This window comes from Janthinobacterium sp. GW456P, assembly GCF_002127655.1.
GTDB lineage: Bacteria > Pseudomonadota > Gammaproteobacteria > Burkholderiales > Burkholderiaceae_D > Janthinobacterium.
Genome location: NZ_NEHB01000013.1, coordinates 73,377 through 91,680 on the forward strand (window position 1 = coordinate 73,377; position 18,304 = coordinate 91,680).

14 protein-coding genes, 1 pseudogene and 2 riboswitches are annotated in these 18,304 nt (G+C 62.7%); of the genes and pseudogenes, 8 read left to right on the forward strand and 7 right to left on the reverse strand.

Annotated features, from left to right (window positions below; translation table 11 throughout):
- Positions 1-150: 150 nt before the first annotated feature.
- Entirely contained in the window at positions 151-786 is a 636-nt protein-coding gene (locus tag CBW66_RS13780; RefSeq protein ID WP_230492262.1) for a phosphatase PAP2 family protein, read from the reverse strand.
- Between the two features lie 161 nt (positions 787-947).
- Complete coding sequence (locus tag CBW66_RS13785) at positions 948-1,520, reverse strand: ATP-dependent Clp protease proteolytic subunit (RefSeq protein ID WP_070221578.1); 573 nt, start codon at positions 1,518-1,520, stop codon at positions 948-950.
- A 170-nt stretch (positions 1,521-1,690) separates the two neighbouring features.
- A riboswitch (glycine riboswitch) is annotated at positions 1,691-1,777 on the forward strand.
- A gap of 26 nt (positions 1,778-1,803) precedes the next feature.
- Positions 1,804-1,909: riboswitch (glycine riboswitch) on the forward strand.
- A gap of 72 nt (positions 1,910-1,981) precedes the next feature.
- Between CBW66_RS13785 and gcvT the strand changes: the two genes are divergently transcribed.
- The 3 genes from gcvT (at position 1,982) to gcvP (ending at position 6,576) form a co-directional block, all read left to right on the forward strand.
- On the forward strand, positions 1,982-3,103 hold the full coding sequence (gcvT, locus tag CBW66_RS13790; protein ID WP_086137725.1) for a glycine cleavage system aminomethyltransferase GcvT: 1,122 nt from the start codon (positions 1,982-1,984) through the stop codon (positions 3,101-3,103).
- A 73-nt stretch (positions 3,104-3,176) separates the two neighbouring features.
- A complete protein-coding gene (gcvH, locus tag CBW66_RS13795; RefSeq protein ID WP_086137724.1) occupies positions 3,177-3,557 on the forward strand; it encodes a glycine cleavage system protein GcvH in 381 nt (126 codons plus the stop codon).
- A 118-nt stretch (positions 3,558-3,675) separates the two neighbouring features.
- On the forward strand, positions 3,676-6,576 hold the full coding sequence (gcvP, locus tag CBW66_RS13800) for an aminomethyl-transferring glycine dehydrogenase (RefSeq protein WP_086137723.1): 2,901 nt from the start codon (positions 3,676-3,678) through the stop codon (positions 6,574-6,576).
- Positions 6,577-6,761: 185 nt separating this feature from the next.
- Here gcvP and CBW66_RS28985 read toward each other — a convergent pair whose 3' ends face one another.
- Complete coding sequence (locus CBW66_RS28985; protein ID WP_170932866.1) at positions 6,762-6,920, reverse strand: hypothetical protein; 159 nt, start codon at positions 6,918-6,920, stop codon at positions 6,762-6,764.
- A 143-nt stretch (positions 6,921-7,063) separates the two neighbouring features.
- Here CBW66_RS28985 and CBW66_RS13805 point away from each other — a divergent pair, with 143 nt between their 5' ends.
- A complete protein-coding gene (locus CBW66_RS13805) occupies positions 7,064-8,281 on the forward strand; it encodes a Bcr/CflA family efflux MFS transporter (protein WP_086137790.1) in 1,218 nt (405 codons plus the stop codon).
- A 22-nt stretch (positions 8,282-8,303) separates the two neighbouring features.
- Positions 8,304-8,918 (forward strand): TetR/AcrR family transcriptional regulator, encoded by a 615-nt coding sequence (locus tag CBW66_RS13810; protein ID WP_086137722.1) that lies wholly within the window; start codon positions 8,304-8,306, stop codon positions 8,916-8,918.
- A gap of 249 nt (positions 8,919-9,167) precedes the next feature.
- Here the strand turns inward: CBW66_RS13810 and CBW66_RS13815 are convergent, their stop codons facing one another.
- Entirely contained in the window at positions 9,168-9,851 is a 684-nt protein-coding gene (locus CBW66_RS13815; protein WP_139841613.1) for a hypothetical protein, read from the reverse strand.
- Positions 9,852-10,333: 482 nt separating this feature from the next.
- Between CBW66_RS13815 and mgtA the strand changes: the two genes are divergently transcribed.
- From mgtA to CBW66_RS13830, 3 genes are read left to right on the forward strand one after another with little or no spacing between them, the layout of a single operon-like run.
- Complete coding sequence (gene mgtA, locus CBW66_RS13820; RefSeq protein WP_086137720.1) at positions 10,334-13,018, forward strand: magnesium-translocating P-type ATPase; 2,685 nt, start codon at positions 10,334-10,336, stop codon at positions 13,016-13,018.
- 36 nt (positions 13,019-13,054) lie between these two features.
- Positions 13,055-13,396 carry a hypothetical protein gene (locus CBW66_RS13825; protein WP_086137719.1) on the forward strand — a complete coding sequence of 114 codons (342 nt, stop codon included), beginning with the start codon at positions 13,055-13,057 and terminating at the stop codon, positions 13,394-13,396.
- The gene (locus CBW66_RS13830) at positions 13,393-13,920 is read left to right on the forward strand and encodes a ribonuclease HI family protein (RefSeq protein WP_086137718.1); all 528 of its coding nucleotides are present in this window, start codon (positions 13,393-13,395) and stop codon (positions 13,918-13,920) included. Before CBW66_RS13825 ends, CBW66_RS13830 begins: the two co-directional genes overlap by 4 nt.
- On the opposite strand, the gene CBW66_RS13835 is transcribed toward CBW66_RS13830, so the two are convergent.
- The 3 genes and pseudogenes from CBW66_RS13835 to CBW66_RS13845 form a co-directional block, all read right to left on the reverse strand.
- On the reverse strand, positions 13,917-15,623 hold the full coding sequence (locus CBW66_RS13835; protein ID WP_086153639.1) for a methyl-accepting chemotaxis protein: 1,707 nt from the start codon (positions 15,621-15,623) through the stop codon (positions 13,917-13,919). The genes CBW66_RS13830 and CBW66_RS13835 overlap by 4 nt on opposite strands.
- 73 nt (positions 15,624-15,696) lie before the next feature.
- Positions 15,697-17,426, reverse strand: a pseudogene (locus tag CBW66_RS13840) (methyl-accepting chemotaxis protein).
- Positions 17,427-17,708: 282 nt separating this feature from the next.
- Positions 17,709-18,200, reverse strand: a complete 492-nt coding sequence (locus CBW66_RS13845; RefSeq protein WP_086137717.1) for a chemotaxis protein CheW — start codon at positions 18,198-18,200, stop codon at positions 17,709-17,711.
- Positions 18,201-18,304: the final 104 nt, after the last annotated feature.

An 18,304-nucleotide genomic window follows, 5' to 3' on the forward strand; every position in this document is an offset into this window, starting at 1 on the left:
TATTATGGGTGAACCCGGTTCATGTTCAGTTCAGATGCCGCATCGCGACGGCAGCCTGGCTGCTCGCCGCAAAAAAAGTGGTTCATCATACCATTTCCTGATGCTTTTCTGGCCAAAAAACCGTCGCGCCAGGTGCCTGCTGGCAGCCGATCAGGGGGCAGGACGGTCATCCTGCGCCAGTTTCCAATCCGCGCGGGAAAAAACGCGCTCATGGCCGGACAGCACCAGGGCCAGTTTTTGCAGCCATTGTTCGGTCGGCATGGGCTCCGCCTTGAAGCTGAGCAACACCATCAGCGCCAGGCTGGCCAGGGCCAGCGCATGGCTGACGGTAAAATTGACGGCGCCACGGGCATTCCACATGAATCCCAGCGCCAGCGCCAGGCCCAGCACGCAGCCGCTGACGGCTTCGGACACGCTGTGCGCATGCACGACCACGCGGGAAATGGCCACCAGCACGGCAAAGGCCACGCCGACAAGCACACCGGCATGGCGCCAGCGCGGTTCGGCCCGCTGCAGCAGCACATACATCAGCACGGGAAACACGGCACCGGCGCGCATGGCGTGACCGCTGAAACCGGTAAAATCGAGCGTGCTGCTGCCCACGCCCCAACTCATGAAGGCCAGCTTCGACAGCACCACGAGGGCCAGGCCGCCGCCATACCACAAGCTCCAGCTGAGTACCAGCCGCCACTGGCGCGACGCGAGCAGCCACAGAGCAATCGCCACGCCAGCCGGCCCCATGACGGACATATCGGCCGCAAAAGAAATCCCATTCCACCAAGTCATCGTGCCTACGCTTATTTCATGATCAGCGTGCACTATGCCACGACTGGCCCCGCTTGCGCCCGGGTTTTCATCAACTACGGACAAGAATTACATTCCATTACAATTTCCACCTCAGAAATTGCCATATGAAAATATCTCGCGGATGCCGCTCCGGCGGCGCGTCAGATATTCGTCAGGCGCTTGCCCTTGGGCGGCGCAAAGTCGCGGATCGATTCGACCATGCCCACTTCCAGCGCCTGGTCGGCCGTCAGGTGCAGGTCCGAATATGCGTGCACCTGCCACTGCTCGTCCGTCAGCTTGACGTGGCCGCGCAGGATGCGCTCGGTGCGCATGTCGTCGGCGCGCAAGCCCTCGACGATGATGCTGAGCGCATCGGGGCGCGAACCGGGCGAGGCGGTCGCATGCGACTTGTGCACCATGAAACGGGCCGTGTCGCTGGCATGGCGGTGCCGCCCCGCCAGGAACAGGGTCACGGCGATGGACGCCACGGCGCCCGCGTTGTACGTGATGATGTCGAGCGGCAACTTGCTGAGAAAGTTGTACAGACAGATGCCATCGCTGACATAGCCGCCGTTGGACTGGATCAGGATGTGCGCGGTGGTGAGCTTGTCTTCCGTGATGTCGGCGGCGGCATTAAAGACGCGCCGCACCATGTCGCTGTTGACGTCGCCCGAGAGGGTAAAATAACCGTGCTGCTCGGTGTTGTTTTGCGTCTCGCTTTGTGTAGTGTTCATGGCAGGCACCCGCAAGAAAGCCAAGATTTCATCATAGCGCATTCCTGCGCGGCCGGGCGCCCTTTTGCAGCGGAACATCCCCCCTTGCCAGCCCCGCAAACCGGGGCTTTTGCTGCAATTTGGCAACGTCTTTTCAGATTGACAGAAACACCCTGCTGGCATATATTCCTCCCACTTGATCGGGAGAGGGCAACCCAGCGTTGCCGCCGAAGGGGCACTACCCAAAAACTCTCAGGCAAAAGGACCGATCAGGCGGACTGAAGTTGTTGCTTTGGCGACACTACAGCTCAACTCTGGAGAGCGGCCGCGGCACATGCCGGCGGCCCACCGAAGGGGCGCACGGGGCAAGCCCCCGTAATCTCTCAGGTACAAAGGACAGGGGGGTCAGTGATCACGCCGGAAAGCCGTGTTGGCTCTGTGTGTTCTGTTAACTTCCCCTTTACCTTCGTCCCGAGGAATCCATGACGCTCAAAGCGACCCCACTCAACAACGCCCACCGTGCCCTCGGCGCCCGCATGGTCGATTTCGGCGGCTGGGACATGCCCGTCAACTACGGCTCGCAAATCGAAGAGCACAACGCCGTGCGCGGCGACGCCGGCATGTTCGACGTGTCCCATATGTGCGTGGTCGATATCGAAGGCCCGAACGTGCGCGCCTTTTTGCGCGGCTTGCTGGCCAATAACGTCGACAAGCTGCAAGTATCGGGCAAGGCGCTGTATTCGTGCATGTTGAATGCCGAAGGTACCGTCATCGATGACCTGATCGTCTACTTCTTCAACGAAAACTGGTTCCGCCTTGTCGTCAACGCGGGCACGGCTGAAAAAGACGTGGCCTGGATGCAGCAGCAAAATACAGCCACCAACAGCGGCCTGACGATTACCGAACGCCGCAATGCGAACGACCCGATGGCCCTGGTAGCCGTGCAGGGCCCGAACGCGCGCGCCAAGGTGTGGCAAGTGCTGCCGGAAACGCAAGCCGCGTCCGAAGCCATCAAGCCCTTCAACGTCGTCATCGTCAAGGACACGGCCTTCGGCGAAGTCATGCTGGCGCGCACCGGCTACACGGGCGAAGACGGTTTTGAAATCGGCGTGGCCGCGCCCCAGGTGGAAGCGCTGTGGAACGCCTTGATCGCCGCCGGCGTCAAGCCGGCCGGCCTCGGTGCGCGCGACACCCTGCGCCTGGAAGCGGGCATGAATCTGTACGGTCAGGACATGGATGAAACCGTCAACCCGCTCGACGCGGGCCTGGCGTGGACCATCGACCTGGTCAGCGAGCGCGACTTCATCGGCAAGGCCGCCCTGCTGGCGAAAGGCCAGAACGCGCAATTCGTCGGCCTGATCCTGCGCGAAAAAGGCGGCGTGCTGCGCGCGCACCAGAAAGTCATCATCGCCGGCAGCGACGCTGCGGGCGAAATCACCAGCGGCACCTTCAGCCCGACGATGCAGGAAGCCATTGCTCTCGCGCGCGTGCCGAACGGCGTGGCGGCAGGCGACACCGTGCACGTGGAAATCCGCGGCAAGCAGCTGGCCGCTTCCGTCGTCAAGCTGCCTTTCGTGCGTAACGGTAAAATCCTGGCTGCGTAAGCGTATTTATAGAGCCGCCCGCAAGACCGTACAACCATAATCAATAACGAACACCTACCATCTGGAGCCACACATGAACATTCCTGCAGACCTGAAGTACACCGCTTCCCACGAATGGGTACGCCTTGAAGGCGACGGCACCATCACCGTCGGCATCACCGAGTACGCGCAGGACGCGCTGGGCGATATCGTCTTCGTCGAACTGCCTACCGTGGGCAACAGCTACGGCGCCGGCGACGACGCCGCCGTGGTGGAATCGGTCAAGGCAGCGAGCGACATCTACGCGCCGATCGCCGGCGAAGTCGTGGCCGTCAACGACGACGTGGTCAACTCGCCTGAATCGATCAACGCCGACGCCTACGCCAACTGGCTGTTCAAGATCAAGCCAGCCGACGTGTCGGCCCTGGACGGCTTGCTCGACGCCGCCGCCTATGGCGCCAGCACCAGCGCGTAATCGCGTTTGATTCACGGGCCGCGTTTGCGGCCCGTTTGCATTTGATTTTGTAGCGATACCCCGCCGCCGCGCCCGCGCGCCGCATCCCGGTTTTTCAGTCTTTTTTGGCCTCTATATCATGACCCGCACCAGCCTGACCCAACTCGAAGCACGCGATGCCTTCATCGCCCGCCACATCGGCCCTTCCGCCACCGAACAGCAAGCCATGCTGGCGACCCTCGGCTATCCATCGCGCGCCGCGCTGATCGACGCCCTGGTGCCCGCCAACATCCGCAACAAGGGCGCCCTGCCCCTGGGCGCCTACTCGCAGCCGATGCCGGAACAGGAAGCCCTGTCGCGCCTGAAAGCCATCGCCGGCAAGAACCAGGTCCTGAAATCCCTGATCGGCCAAGGCTATTACAACACGTTTACGCCAGGCGTCGTGCTGCGCAACATCTTTGAAAACCCGGCCTGGTACACGGCGTACACGCCTTACCAGCCCGAGATTTCGCAAGGCCGCCTGGAAGCGATTTTGAATTTCCAGCAAGTGATCACGGACCTGACCGGCATGGGCATCTCCAACGCCTCGATGCTGGACGAAGGCACGGCCGCCGCCGAAGCGATGACCCTGATCCAGCGCGTAGGCAAGTCGAAATCGAACGTGCTGTATGTCGCCAATGACGTGCTGCCGCAAACGCTGGAAGTGGTGCAGACGCGCGCCCAGCCGATCGGCATCGAAGTGCGCACCTTCGACCCGGCCGAAATCGAGTCGCTCGACGCCTGCTTCGGCGTACTGCTGCAATACCCTGGCGTCAATGGCGTCGTGCGCGACTACCGCGCCGGCGTGGAAAAACTGCACGCGAATGGCGCCATGGTCATCGTCGCGGCCGACCTGCTGGCCCTGACCATGCTCACGCCTCCTGGCGAATGGGGTGCCGACGTCGTCGTCGGCAACAGCCAGCGCTTCGGCGTGCCGCTCGGTTTCGGCGGCCCGCACGCGGGCTACCTGTCCACGCGCGATGAATTCAAGCGCAATATGTCGGGCCGCCTGGTGGGCGTGACCGTCGATGCGCAAGGCAACAAGGCCTACCGTTTGGCCCTGCAAACGCGCGAACAGCACATCCGCCGCGAAAAAGCCACGTCGAATATCTGCACGGCGCAAGTGCTGCTGGCCGTGATGGCCTCGATGTACGCCGTCTACCACGGCCCTGCCGGCCTGCTGCAGATCGCCCAGCGCGTGCACCGCTTTACGGGCGTGCTGGCCGCCAACCTCAAAACTCTCGGCTACGGCGTCGTCAACGCGACCTACTTCGACACGCTGACCATCAATGTCGCCGATGCGGCGCAACTGCACGCGACGGCCATGCACCACGGCGTCAACCTGCGCAAGATCGACGCCACCCACGTCGGCGTGTCGCTCGATGAAACCACCACGCGCGACGATATCGCGCTGCTGTGGAAGGTCTTCGCGCACGGCCTGGCCAACGCGCCTGCCGCGCCTGACCTGGACGCCGTCGAAGCGGCGGTGACCAGCGCCCTGCCGGCGCAGCTGGCGCGCGAGAGCGCCTACCTGACCCACCCTGTCTTCAACAGCTACCACTCGGAACACGAAATGCTGCGCTACCTGCGCAGCCTGGCCGACAAGGACCTGGCGCTGGACCGCACCATGATCCCGCTCGGCTCGTGCACCATGAAGCTGAACGCGACGAGCGAAATGATTCCCGTCACCTGGCCCGAGTTCTCGAACATCCACCCGTTCGCGCCCGATGCGCAAACGGTCGGCTACCGCGAAATGATCGCGCAGCTGGAAGAGATGCTGTGCGCCTTGACCGGCTACGCGGCAGTCTCGCTGCAGCCGAACGCCGGCTCGCAGGGCGAATACGCGGGTCTGCTGGTGATCAAGGCGTATCACGAATCGCGCGGCGAAGGCCACCGCAACATCTGCCTGATTCCGTCGTCGGCGCACGGCACCAACCCCGCATCGGCCAACATGGTCGGCATGCAGGTGGTCGTCACCAGCTGCGATGCCAACGGCAACGTGGACCTGGCCGACCTGAAAGCGAAAGCGGAAAAGCACAGCGCCAACCTGGCTTGCGTGATGGTCACCTACCCGTCCACCCACGGCGTGTTTGAAGAAGGCATCCAGGAACTGTGCGAGATCATCCACTCGCACGGCGGCCAGGTCTACATCGACGGCGCCAACATGAACGCGCTGGTCGGCGTGGCCGCTCCCGGCTCGTTCGGCGGCGACGTGTCGCACCTGAACCTGCATAAGACCTTCTGCATCCCGCACGGCGGTGGCGGACCGGGCGTAGGCCCGATCGGCGTGGGTGCCCACCTGGCGAAATTCCTGCCGAACCAGCGTTCGTCCGGCTACCAGCGCGACGCGGCGGGCATCGGCGCCGTCAGCGCCGCGCCATTCGGCTCGGCCAGCATCCTGCCGATTTCGTGGATGTACATCGCGATGATGGGCGCGGAAGGCTTGACGGCAGCGACCGAGACGGCCATCCTGGCGGCGAACTACATCGCGCGCCGCCTGGCGCCGCACTACCCCGTGCTGTACTCGGGCCACGACGGCCTGGTCGCGCACGAGTGCATCCTGGACCTGCGCCCGATCACGGATGCCACCGGCATCAGCAACGAAGACGTGGCCAAGCGTTTGATGGACTTCGGCTTCCACGCGCCGACCATGAGCTTCCCGGTGCCCGGCACCCTGATGATCGAGCCGACGGAAAGCGAATCGAAAGCGGAGATCGACCGCTTCATCGACGCCATGATCGCCATCCGCGGCGAAATCGCCAAGGTCGCCAGCGGCGAATTCGATCACGACGACAACCCGTTGAAAAACGCGCCGCACACGGCACAGGTATTGATGTCGGACAACTGGGAACGCAAGTACAGCCGTGAAATCGCGGCCTACCCTGTCGCCTCGCTGCGCCAGCGCAAGTACTGGCCGCCGGTCGGCCGCGCTGACAACGTGTACGGCGACCGCAACCTGTTCTGCGGTTGCGCGCCTATCAGCTCGTACGAAGAGGAATAACGCCAGACCAAACCTACTGCGCGTCGCGCTTTGCGGCCGGCGATGCTCACCGTACTAAAGTACGGTTGCGCTTCTCGGCCACAAATCACTGACGCTCGCTACGGTTTTGTCAGGCGTCGAAACTCTGCATTCAGGAAGTCACAGAACGGCAGGCCGCAAGGTTTGCCGTTTTTTTATGCGCCGCGTTATAAGACCAGCAAGACGGCACCGGGCAGCCCCAGCACGGTGCCAAGTATCGTCAGGCACACGACATCGCGCCGCTCGCAGCGGGCGCGGTGCGAACTCCAGGCGGCAAACAGCAGCGCCGCGGCCACGCCGCTGAACGAAATGCCCACTTCCGTCATGTCAGCTCTCCCATCATCGTTGCTTCTTTCATCGCTCCCATCCTTTTCATTGATTGAACAAGCTACCTACCGGTAGGCAGTCAGTGTACAATAAAAAAGACGGCGATGTCCATGCCGTGTTTTTGAACGATGAAGGAAGCGCAATGCAGCAGCAAACCACTCTCCCCGCCGCCAGTCTCGGGCTGGCGGCTTCCCTGGCCCTGGTGGCCGTGCTCGGTCCGGCCGGCATCGACATGTACCTGGCCTCGATGCCCGCCATGGCGCGCGAGCTGCACACCTCCTATGCGAATGTGCAGCTGAGCCTGACCGTTTTCCTGCTGGCCCTGGGCGGCGGACAGTTGCTGTGCGGGCCGCTCACCGACTTGCTGGGCCGGCGCCGCCCGCTGCTGGCCGGCATCGCCGTCTACATTGTGGCCGCCATATGGGCGTCGCAGGCGGAGCAATTGCACACGCTGCTGCTGGCGCGCACGGTGCAGGGCGTGGGCGCGGCGCTGACGCTGGTCGTGGTGATGAGCATGGTGCGCGACGTTGCCGATGGGGTCAAAGCGGCGCAGCTGTTCGCACTCCTGATGACCATCGTGGGCCTGGCGCCCGTGCTGGCGCCCGCCGTGGGCGGCTTGCTCGACGCGCACTACGGCTGGCGCGTCGTGATGCTGGCCCTGGCCGCGCTGGGCGCCCTGACCCTGCTCAATAGCGCGCTGTTCCTACCGGAAACCTTGCCGCTGAAGCAGCGTGTATCGCCGAAGGGCATGCACCGCACGTATGCGCGCATCGCGCTCGACCGCGCCTTCCTGCTGCCCGCGCTGGCCCTGTCCGCCGCGTTCTTTTTCCTGTTCGCCTACATCGGCGGCGCCTCGCTCGTGTACCAGCGCGATTTCGGCCTGTCCGCCGGCAGCTTCGGCCTCGTGTTTGGCGCCACGGGCGTGGCCGTGCTGCTCGGTGCCATGGCCAGCGGCCGCCTGGTGGAAAAACACGGCGTGGCGCGCCTCTGCGTGGCAGGCAGCGTGGCCATGCTGGGCGGCGCGGCACTGGCCCTGCTCGGCGCCTGGGCGGGCGCCGGCATCGCCGCCGTCGTGCCGGGCATGTTCGTGGCCCTGTTCGGCCTGGGCATGGCGGAAGCGGCGCTGATGGCCATGGCCATGGGCTCGCAACAGCACGCGCTCGGCTCCACCGCCGCGCTGCTGGGCGCCATCCAGATGAGCTTGTCGTCCCTGGCCACGCCGCTGGCGGCCAGCCTGTCCGAACGGGGACCGCTGCCATGGCTGCTGTTCTTGACCGTGGCCGGCCTGCTGGTATCATGGCTGACCCTGGCCACTGCGCGCATCCATCCGGTTCATGCCTGCAGCCCGGGAGCGCACTGACGCCTCACTCACTCTCACCCCAATGATGAAAAAACGCTCGGCCTCGGCCGATAACATCTGCGCCGTCGCCGTCGTGCACTTTTCGGAGCACGGCTACGACGCTTCCTCCCTCAGCAACATCGCCGCACAGGCGGGCATGCGCAAGGCCTCGCTGTACTCGCACTTCGCCGGCAAGGACGCCCTCTTCCTCGACGTGTTTGCCGACGCGCTGGCCGAAGAGCAAGCCTTCATGGACGCCTGCTTCGCCGACGAGGCGGCGCTGGCGGCACCGGAAGGCCAGCGGGCCGGTTCCCTGTACTGCGACCGCATGTCGCAGCGCTATGCCGATTCGGCCCACTTGCGCTTTTTGCTGCGCACGGCGTATCTGCCGCCCGCGCCCCTGCGCGTGGAAGTGGGCACGGGCTACGAAGCCTTGCTGGCGCAATTGCAGCTGCACTACGTAAGCAGCCTGGGCCGCATGGCGCCCGCCCTGCCGCCGCAGCGCATCGACCTGTATGCGCAAGCCTACCTGGGCATCGTCGACAGCCTGCACGTGGAGCTGATCTATGCGGGCGGCGCGGCCCTGCAGCAGCGCCATGCGGCCCTGTGGCACATCCTGGCAGATTCACTTTCCTTAACCACCGGTAAGCCCTCATGAAATGAGCCCGCTTGCCCTTCTGCTTCCCGTTTCGCGGTGCCGATCTGGTCGCTCTGGGTACTGACTGTGCCCTCGACTACAGCGTGATACCCGCGGTGAAAGTTGAACTCGCACTGCCCGCAAGCCGCGACCTGAACGCACGCCATGAATACCCGGCGCTGTCAGCCTCGACCAAGATGGTTCCTGCCTCTGGCGCGCCATGCAAGTGCTTCAACAATTCCGCCTCAGAATAATTTTCCGCGCCCGCCATCACGTGTCGTACCGTGTCGTGTCGAGGCTATACACGACGGAATTCATGGTGGTGTGCACAATCTGAAACAACCTGCCGTCCCAGCGGGACTTGCTGAAGTGGGAGGTACGGTCCAGGTAGCCTGGCGTGCCGGTGATGCCGTCGACAGCCAATGGTTTTCCGGATTTGTCGACGAGGTGAGCTTGCCACACCTCGCCGATGGCCGGGCCAAGGCATCGGTAAACTTCGACGCGATATTGTTTATCCGGCGAGGAACGCCATAATTTGCGCACCGGGATGTGGAGTGCAAACGCGCAGTCGCGCACACGGCATGCTGCCTGAGTGACGGCGTCGGGATCGCTTGCGAGCCGGACCAGCACCGCCGTCAGTTCGAGCAGCATGCGCTCCTGTTGTGCGGACGGGGAACAGGCCATGTAGGCGCCGATATCGAAGTCTTCCACATAATAGCTGGTGCAGCCCAGCACCTGGCTGCACTGCGCCTCGTCGGCCGGCTTTTCGCCAAAGATCACGGACAGCAACGAAGAACCATCAAGGACGAAATCGGACGGCAAAAAATGCATCAGTAACTGCCGCACATGATGCGCGTTCGGATGAAAAGACCAGGCGCGCTGGTTGGAATAGCTGATTGGTGTTTCAACTACCCTGATCTCTTTGAGTCTTGCCATATGACCGATGCCTTTCATGGGCCTGTTTTGCCTGCCTTTTCGTCCAAGTTGACGGCTCTTTCGAGTATAACAATCGCGGTCAGGACGAACCTTGGCTGAAAAGCGCTGGCCAAGACCCTATCAACATTACGCTTCGGTAATGTAGACGATCTTTGCTTGACCTTGCCTGCATGCACTTTTATCATCCGTGCATTATTCATTTTACGGAGTCCCACGTGGGTACTTGTTCTAGTGACAGTAGCCGATCTTGTATCGGTGATTGCCTCGGCAGCTAAGCAGCAAGCAACGCGGAATTCCGTTTCCTCCGTGCCTTGCTGAGCAAGGTGCGGTGTCTCGCGCGGCCAGTCCGGCTGTGCGCCTCTCCCCCCTCTTTCCGATCGCGACCGGCTACTGACCCGGATTGCCCGCCAGCACCATGATTCGTCATGTTGCGTTGGCGGCACGCAAGTCTTGCCTGCGGCTGCGCCGCCCGTCAACACCTCGTCGTGAAAGGAAGAGCAATGAATCTCTTCACCCGCTTATTCGAATCGTTCCTGCGCAAGCGCCATACGGCCGGCAACTTCCGCCGCCGCGCCATGCCGCTGGAAAACAGCACGGCCCGGCCCGTGCCCGACCACCTGGCGCGCCAGCTGCTGGCCGCCGCCCATGAAGACCTGGACAGCGCCCTGAACCGCCTGCACACGCGCCTGGAAGGCTTGCGCGATGCCGAGGCGCAAGTCATCGGCGCGCAAACGGGGCCGAACGAGGTCGAGCATGAAAAACCGCTGGCCTGGTACCAGCACCTGTGGCTGTGCTACAAGAATCCGTTCAACCTGCTGCTGACCGTGCTGGCCATCGTTTCCTACCTGACGGAAGACCCGAAGGCAACCATCGTCATCGGCACCATGGTGATTTTGTCGACCCTGCTGCGCTTCGTGCAGGAAGGCCGTTCGAACCGGGCCGCCGAACGCCTGAAAGCCATGGTCAGCAATACCGCCACCGTGCTGCGCAATGGCCAGCAGACCGAGCTACCCATCCGCCAACTGGTGCAGGGCGACCTCATCGTGCTATCGGCCGGCGACATGATTCCCGCCGACTGCCGCTTGCTGTCCGCCAAAGACCTGTTCGTCAGCCAGGCCGCCATGACGGGTGAATCCCTGCCCGTGGAAAAGATGGCCGAACTGGCCGACGCCCAGGGCAAAGACCCGATGGAGCTGGCCAATCTGCTGTTCATGGGCACGAATGTGATCTCGGGCGCCGCCACGGCGCTGGTCTTGGCCACCGGCAACCGCACGTATTTCGGCACCATCGCCACGCGCGTGACGGCCACGGAGCGCACGCCGACGGCGTTCGAGGCGGGCGTCAACAGCGTCAGCTGGCTCTTGATCCGCTTCGCCCTCGTGATGGCACCGCTGGTGTTCCTGATCAATGGCTGGACCAAGGGCGACTGGATGGAAGCGTTTCTGTTCGCCCTGTCCGTGGCCGTCGGCCTGACGCCGGAAATGCTGCCCATGATCGTCACCAGCACCTTGGCCAAGGGCGCCGTGAAACTGTCGAAAAAGAAAGTCGTCGTCAAGCGCCTGGATGCGATCCAGAACTTCGGCGCCATGGACGTGTTGTGCACCGATAAAACGGGCACCTTGACACAGGACAAGATCGTGCTCGAGCGCCATACCGACGTGTTCGGCCAGCCATCCGATGAAGTGCTGCAGTTCGCCTATTTGAACAGCCATTACCAGACGGGCCTGAAAAACCTGCTCGACCGCGCCGTGCTCGACCACGTGGAACTGCAGACGGAAATGCAGCTGGCGCGCGATTATGTGAAAGTCGATGAAATCCCGTTTGATTTCGTGCGCCGCCGCATGTCCGTCGTCGTGTCCGAAAAAAATGACCACCATGAACTGATCTGCAAGGGCGCCGTCGAGGAAATCCTCGCCGCCTGCAGCCATTTGCGCCTGAACGGCGTCAATGTGCCGCTCGATGCCGCCCTGCTGGCGAAAGTGCTGGAAACCACGCATGGCCTGAACGCGGAAGGTTTGCGCGTAGTGGCCGTGGCCGTCAAGGAAGTGCCGCCGCATAAAACCGTGTATGGCGTGGCCGATGAAACGGCGCTGACCCTGATCGGCTATGTCGCCTTCCTCGATCCACCGAAGGAATCGACGGCGCCCGCCCTGCGCGCGCTGGCCGAGCATGGCGTGACCGTGAAAGTCTTGACGGGCGACAACCACCTGGTGACGGCGAAGATTTGCCGCGAAGTGGGCCTGGCCGTGCATGGCGTGCTGCAAGGCCCGCAACTGGATGACATGGATGACGCCACCCTGGCCCGGGCAGCGGAAGAGAATACCGTGTTTGCCAAGCTCAGCCCGCTGCACAAGGAGCGCCTGGTGCGCGCCCTGCGCGGCAATGGACACATCGTCGGCTTCATGGGCGACGGCATCAACGACGCGCCCGCCCTGCGCGCGGCCGACATCGGCATTTCCGTCGATTCGGCCGTCGATATCGCCAAGGAAGCGGCCGACATCATCCTGCTGGAAAAAAGCCTGATGGTGCTGGAAGAAGGCGTGCTGGAAGGCCGGCGCACCTTCAGCAACATGCTCAAATACATCCGCATGACGGCCAGCTCGAACTTCGGCAATGTGTTTTCCGTACTGGTGGCCAGCGCCTTTCTGCCGTTCCTGCCCATGCTGCCGCTGCACTTGCTGGTGCAAAACCTGCTGTATGACGTGTCGCAGATCGCCATCCCGTTCGACAATGTCGACGCCGAACTGATCCAGCAACCGCTCAGCTGGAACCCGCGCGACATCGGCCGCTTCATGGTGTTCTTCGGTCCCATCAGCTCGATCTTCGACATCAGCACGTTTATCCTGATGTGGCATGTGTTCGGCGCGAATACCCCGGAACAGCAGACCCTGTTCCAGTCCGGCTGGTTCGTCGTGGGCTTGCTGACGCAGACGCTGATCGTGCACCTGATCCGCACGCCCAAGCTGCCCTTCATCGACAGCATCGCGTCCGTGCCCCTGCTGGTGGCCACCACCGCCATCATGGCCGTGGGCGTGTTCCTGCCGATGGGGCCGCTGGCGACCTACTTCAAGCTGCAAGCCTTGCCGTTGGGCTATTTCCCCTGGCTGCTGGGCATCCTCGTCTGCTACACCGTGCTGACGACGTTCATGAAACGCGTGTATCTGCGCAAATTCGGCTGGCAATAGTATGATGAGCCGCTCTTTCCCCTACCAAAGGCACGCATGAGCGGCTCCTCCCTTTCCAAACGTCATCTCTCCCTGCTGCTGTCGGCCCTCGTCTTTCCCGGCAGCGGGCATTTTGTCTTGCAACGCAAAGCCCGTGGCTGCCTCTTCCTCGTGCCCGCCCTGGTCGCGCTGGCGATCGTATTGCGCCAGATCATGGCACGCTTAGACCAGGTTATGGCACAGATCGACAGCGGCGCCCTGCCCCTGGACGTGCAGCTGATCATGGAAAAAGTGGAGGCCCTGTCGGCCAACGACGGCCCCGCCATGACGCTGGCCGTTTGCGTGCTGGTCGCGTGCTGGATAGCCAGCCTGATCGACACCTGGCGGCTCAAGCCATGACGGCCGAAGCGGTCGCGCGCAAAGCACGCAAGGAAGCCAGGATGCAGGCGCGCCGCGCCCAGCTGGCGCTCAAGCGCCAGGATCATGGCGGCCCGCTTTCCTGGCGCGGCTGGTTCGACGGCTCCGCCCACCCGAACCCGGGCAGGCTGGGCATAGGCGCACTGCTGCTGGGGCCGAACGGCGAGCGCATCGAAGTGAGCGAGGCCGCCGGTTATGGCAGCAGCAGCGACGCGGAGTATGCGGCCCTGACGGCCTTGCTGCGGGCTGCACTCGGCATACGCCCGCCGCCCGTGCAATTGCTGCTGTACGGCGACAGCCAGGTGGTGATCAATGACGTGCTGGGAACGACGCCGCAAGGCGCCAAGGGACTGGAAACGCAGCGGGCCACCGTCGTGGCCCTGCTGGAACAATTCAATGAAGTAACACTGCGCTGGCTGCCGCGCCACAGGAATGGCGAGGCGGACCGGCTATCGCAACTGGCGATCGCCAGCTGGGAGGAAAATCCTCCAATGCGGGACAATTAAGCGGCGCGGCCGATCCGCAGCGCTTCCTGCGGTGCCTTGGCTGCCGGGCGCTTGCTGCCATTGCCGCCCTTCAAGCCAGTGACACTGGCCTGCTGGCCATTCAGTTTAAACACGCTGACGACCTGCGCCAGGTTATGCGCCTGATGCTGCATCGATTCGGCGGCGGCCGCCGACTCTTCCACCAGCGCCGCATTCTGTTGCGTCACGGCATCCATCTGGCCGATGGCGCGGTTGATCTCGTCGATGCCCACGCTTTGCTCGCTGCTCGCCGCCGTGATTTCCGTGATGATGTCGCTCACGCGCTGCACGCTGGCAACGATGTCGGTCATGGTCGAACCGGCTTGCGCCACCAGCATGCTGCCCGCATTGACTTGCTCCACGGACGCGCCGATCAGGGTCTTGATCTCTTTCGCGGCGCTGGCCGAGCGCTGGGCCAGGTTGCGCACTTCGGACGCCACGACGGCAAAGCCGCGGCCCTGTTCGCCGGCCCTGGCCGCTTCCACGGCCGCGTTCAGGGCCAGGATATTCGTCTGGAAGGCGATGCCGTCGATCACGGAAATGATGTCGACGATCTTGTTCGACGAGGCGTTGATCGATTCCATCGTGCCCACCACTTGCGCCACGACTTCGCCGCCCTTGACGGCCNCGTTGATCGATTCCATCGTGCCCACCACTTGCGCCACGACTTCGCCGCCCTTGACGGCCACTTGCGCCGCCGACGCCGCCAGCTGGTTCGCCTGGCGCGCATTGTCCGCATTCTGTTTCACGGTGGAAGTCAGCTCTTCCATCGACGAGGCTGTTTCTTCCAGGGAACCGGCCTGCTCTTCCGTGCGGGAAGACAGGTCCTGGTTGCCGGCGGCAATTTCCGTCGACGAGGTCGCGATGCTGTCCGTGCCCGTACGCACTTCGCTGACGATGTTGAGCAAGCTCGTGTTCATATCTTTCAGAGCCTGCAACAGTTGCCCGGTTTCATCTTTGGCGCTGGCGTCGATCTGCGCCGTCAAGTCGCCATCGGCCACCTTGCGGGCAATGTCCACGGCCGTGCGCAGAGGACGCACGATGCCGGTCGTCAGCAACCAGGCGCACACGACGCCAAAGCCCAGCGCCAGCACGGCCAGGGTCAACAGCAAATTGCGGCTCGTCTTGGCGACATCGTCGATCTCGCGCGCCGTCGTGTCGATGCTGGCGCGCTGGTGCTGCAGCATGTCGTTGACCACTTTCAGGTATTTCGTCGAACCGGGCACGAAGATACCCTGGAAAGCCTTTTCCGCTTCCGCTTCCTGTCCATCGGCCTTCAGCTTCGACACTTGCGCGCGCGAATCGAGGTAAACCTTGCGCTGTTCGCTCACCAGGCGGAACAGTTCCTTTTCTTCCGGGCTGGAAATCAAGGCTTCGATTTTCTTTTGCAGTTCGCCCGAGACGACCGACGATTGCTTGGCTTCTTCCGCAAAATACGCGCCCAAGGTCGTGTCGCTGCTGCGCGCGATGGCCGTGGTGCGGCGCACGCCGCTGTCGATCTTCGCGTACCAGTCGGAAATATAGCGTTCCTTCGCCAGCGGCAGTTCCATCATGGTGCGCGTGGCTGTGGCCACGTCGTGCAAACGCCACACGCTGATGCCCGTGATGAGCATGGAAAACAGCAAAATCACGGCAAAACCCAGACCGAGGCGCACACCAATACTGACGTTTCTTAACAAATTCATGTGAATATCCTAAAAAAGCGGAACCAGACTATATAAAAGGGAGTTGCGGCTGCACGGGGCAGCCGCGGCGCTATCAGCGCGTGCCGATGCGCAAGGCGGTTTGCGCTGCGGCCGGACGTTTCAGCGCGTGTGTTACACCGTTCGCACCGCTCGCCTGCTGGCCGTTGAGCTTGAAGACGCTGACGACCTGCGCCAGGTTATGCGCCTGATGCTGCATCGATTCGGCGGCCGCCGCCGACTCTTCCACCAGCGCCGCATTCTGTTGCGTCACGGCATCCATCTGGCCGATGGCGCGGTTGATCTCGTCGATGCCCACGCTTTGCTCGCTGCTCGCCGCCGTGATTTCCGTGATGATGTCGCTCACGCGCTGCACGCTGTCGACGATGTCGGTCATGGTCGAACCGGCTTGCGCCACCAGCATGCTGCCCGCGTTGACTTGCTCCACCGACGCGCCGATCAGGGTCTTGATCTCTTTTGCGGCGCTGGCCGAACGCTGGGCCAGGTTGCGCACTTCGGACGCCACGACGGCAAAGCCGCGGCCCTGTTCGCCGGCCCTGGCCGCTTCCACGGCCGCGTTCAGGGCCAGGATATTCGTCTGGAAGGCGATGCCGTCGATCACGGAAATGATGTCGACGATCTNCCGCCGGCCCTGGCCGCTTCCACGGCCGCGTTCAGGGCCAGGATATTCGTCTGGAAGGCGATGCCGTCGATCACGGAAATGATGTCGACGATCTTGTTCGACGAGGCGTTGATCGATTCCATCGTGCCCACCACTTGCGCCACGACTTCGCCGCCCTTGACGGCCACTTGCGCCGCCGACGCCGCCAGCTGGTTCGCCTGGCGCGCATTGTCCGCATTCTGTTTCACGGTGGAAGTCAGCTCTTCCATCGACGACGCTGTTTCCTCCAGCGAACCGGCCTGCTCTTCCGTGCGGGAAGACAGATCCTGGTTGCCGGCGGCGATCTGCGTCGAGGACGTGGCGATGCTGTCCGTGCCGCTGCGCACTTCGCCGACGATGTTGAGCAAGCTCGTGTTCATGTCCTTCAACGCTTGCAGCAATTGCCCGGTTTCATCCTTGGCGCTGGCGTCGATCTGCGCCGTCAAGTCGCCATCGGCCACCTTGCGGGCAACGTCCACGGCCGTGCGCAAGGGACGCACGATGCCGGTCGTCAAGACCCAGGCGCAGACAACGCCAAAAGCCAGCGCCAGCGCGGCCAGCACCAGCATCAGGTTCCGGCTGCTGTTGGCCACGGCGTCGATCTCGCGCGCCGTCGTGTCGATGCTGGCGCGCTGGTGTTCCAGCAAGTCCTGCACCATCTTCTGGTATTTCGCGGCGGCCGGCACGAAAGTCTTTTCAAACACTTCATTGGCGGCATCGACCTGCGCTTCGCCCTTGAGCTTGTAGACCTGGTCGCGCGAACCGATATACACCTTGCGCTGTTCCAGCAAGCCCGCGAACATGGCTTTTTCCTCCGGCTTGTCGATCAGCGCCTCGATTTTCTTTTGCAGCTCGGCCGAGCTGGCCGACGAGACTTTCGATTCTTCGGCGAAATAGCCGCTGAGCGAGGTATCGCTGCTGCGGGCAATGGCGATGGTGCGGCGCACGGCGCTGTCGATACGGCCATACCAGTCGGAAATATAGCGTTCCTTCGCCAGCGGCTGCTCCATCATGACGCGCGTGGCGCTGGCCACGTCGTGCAGGCGCCAGACGCTGATGCCCGTAATGAGCATGGAAAACAGCAAAATCACGGCAAAACCGAGTCCAAGGCGAACACCGATACTGACGTTGCGTAATACATTCATGTGACTATCCTAAAAAGCCCTGATGCCAGCATGCCGCACGGCTGATGGCATCCCTTTGGCGCGCTGGCTGGCTGCGGTGTCAAGGCGGGTGTAAAAGTGAAACTGAAGTGAAACTGGCGCACGGTTCGGCTGAACCGTGCGCCAGGAAATGCGCTAGCGTGCGCCTTGCAGAAAAACCAAGCAATGTCGAGAGTCAATTGTTTTTAAGAAACCCTCTCGGCATCAGGGTATCGGGAAATGTTCAGGGGCAATGCAACGCCGTCCCGGACTTTTCCTGGCGGCCTAGGCTGCGAGTTTTTCGATCAGGCCCATGTCGGCGCTGGACATCAGTTGATCGATATCGACCAGGATCAGCATGCGCTCGTCGATGGTACCCAGGCCGATCACGTATTCCGTGTCGATCGAACGGCCCATGTCCGGCGCCGGCTTGATCTGTTCCGGCATCAGGGTGGTGACGTCGGAGACGCGGTCGACGACCATGCCGACGACGCGGTTGCCGATATTGAGGATGATGACGACGGTAAACTGGTCATAGCTGGGCGTGCCCAGGTTGAACTTGATGCGCATGTCGACGATCGGCACAATGATGCCGCGCAGGTTGACCACGCCCTTGACGAACTCGGGGGCGTTGGCGATGCGGGTCGGCGTTTCATAGCTGCGGATTTCGCTGACTTTCTGGATGTCGATGCCATACTCTTCCTGGCCCAGGGTAAAGGCCAGGTACTCGGCAGCCTTGGCAACGGTTGCGCCAGTGTCGCTGGAATTGGTGTTCATGATAATCCTTTCGTTAACTCGCCTGGGGCGCAGGCCAAGGCACGCTGCGCGCCACCTTGGTCGTGACGCGCCATGCACGATGGAATGGCCGCCACTGTTATGTT

Coding starts and splice junctions, on each gene's coding strand:
- CBW66_RS13780 (WP_230492262.1), bottom strand. CDS start 786: ATGACTTGGTGGAATGGGATTTCTTTTGCGGCCGATATGTCCGTCATG.
- CBW66_RS13785 (WP_070221578.1), bottom strand. CDS start 1,520: ATGAACACTACACAAAGCGAGACGCAAAACAACACCGAGCAGCACGGT.
- gcvT (WP_086137725.1), top strand. CDS start 1,982: ATGACGCTCAAAGCGACCCCACTCAACAACGCCCACCGTGCCCTCGGC.
- gcvH (WP_086137724.1), top strand. CDS start 3,177: ATGAACATTCCTGCAGACCTGAAGTACACCGCTTCCCACGAATGGGTA.
- gcvP (WP_086137723.1), top strand. CDS start 3,676: ATGACCCGCACCAGCCTGACCCAACTCGAAGCACGCGATGCCTTCATC.
- CBW66_RS28985 (WP_170932866.1), bottom strand. CDS start 6,920: ATGACGGAAGTGGGCATTTCGTTCAGCGGCGTGGCCGCGGCGCTGCTG.
- CBW66_RS13805 (WP_086137790.1), top strand. CDS start 7,064: ATGCAGCAGCAAACCACTCTCCCCGCCGCCAGTCTCGGGCTGGCGGCT.
- CBW66_RS13810 (WP_086137722.1), top strand. CDS start 8,304: ATGATGAAAAAACGCTCGGCCTCGGCCGATAACATCTGCGCCGTCGCC.
- CBW66_RS13815 (WP_139841613.1), bottom strand. CDS start 9,851: ATGAAAGGCATCGGTCATATGGCAAGACTCAAAGAGATCAGGGTAGTT.
- mgtA (WP_086137720.1), top strand. CDS start 10,334: ATGAATCTCTTCACCCGCTTATTCGAATCGTTCCTGCGCAAGCGCCAT.
- CBW66_RS13825 (WP_086137719.1), top strand. CDS start 13,055: ATGAGCGGCTCCTCCCTTTCCAAACGTCATCTCTCCCTGCTGCTGTCG.
- CBW66_RS13830 (WP_086137718.1), top strand. CDS start 13,393: ATGACGGCCGAAGCGGTCGCGCGCAAAGCACGCAAGGAAGCCAGGATG.
- CBW66_RS13845 (WP_086137717.1), bottom strand. CDS start 18,200: ATGAACACCAATTCCAGCGACACTGGCGCAACCGTTGCCAAGGCTGCC.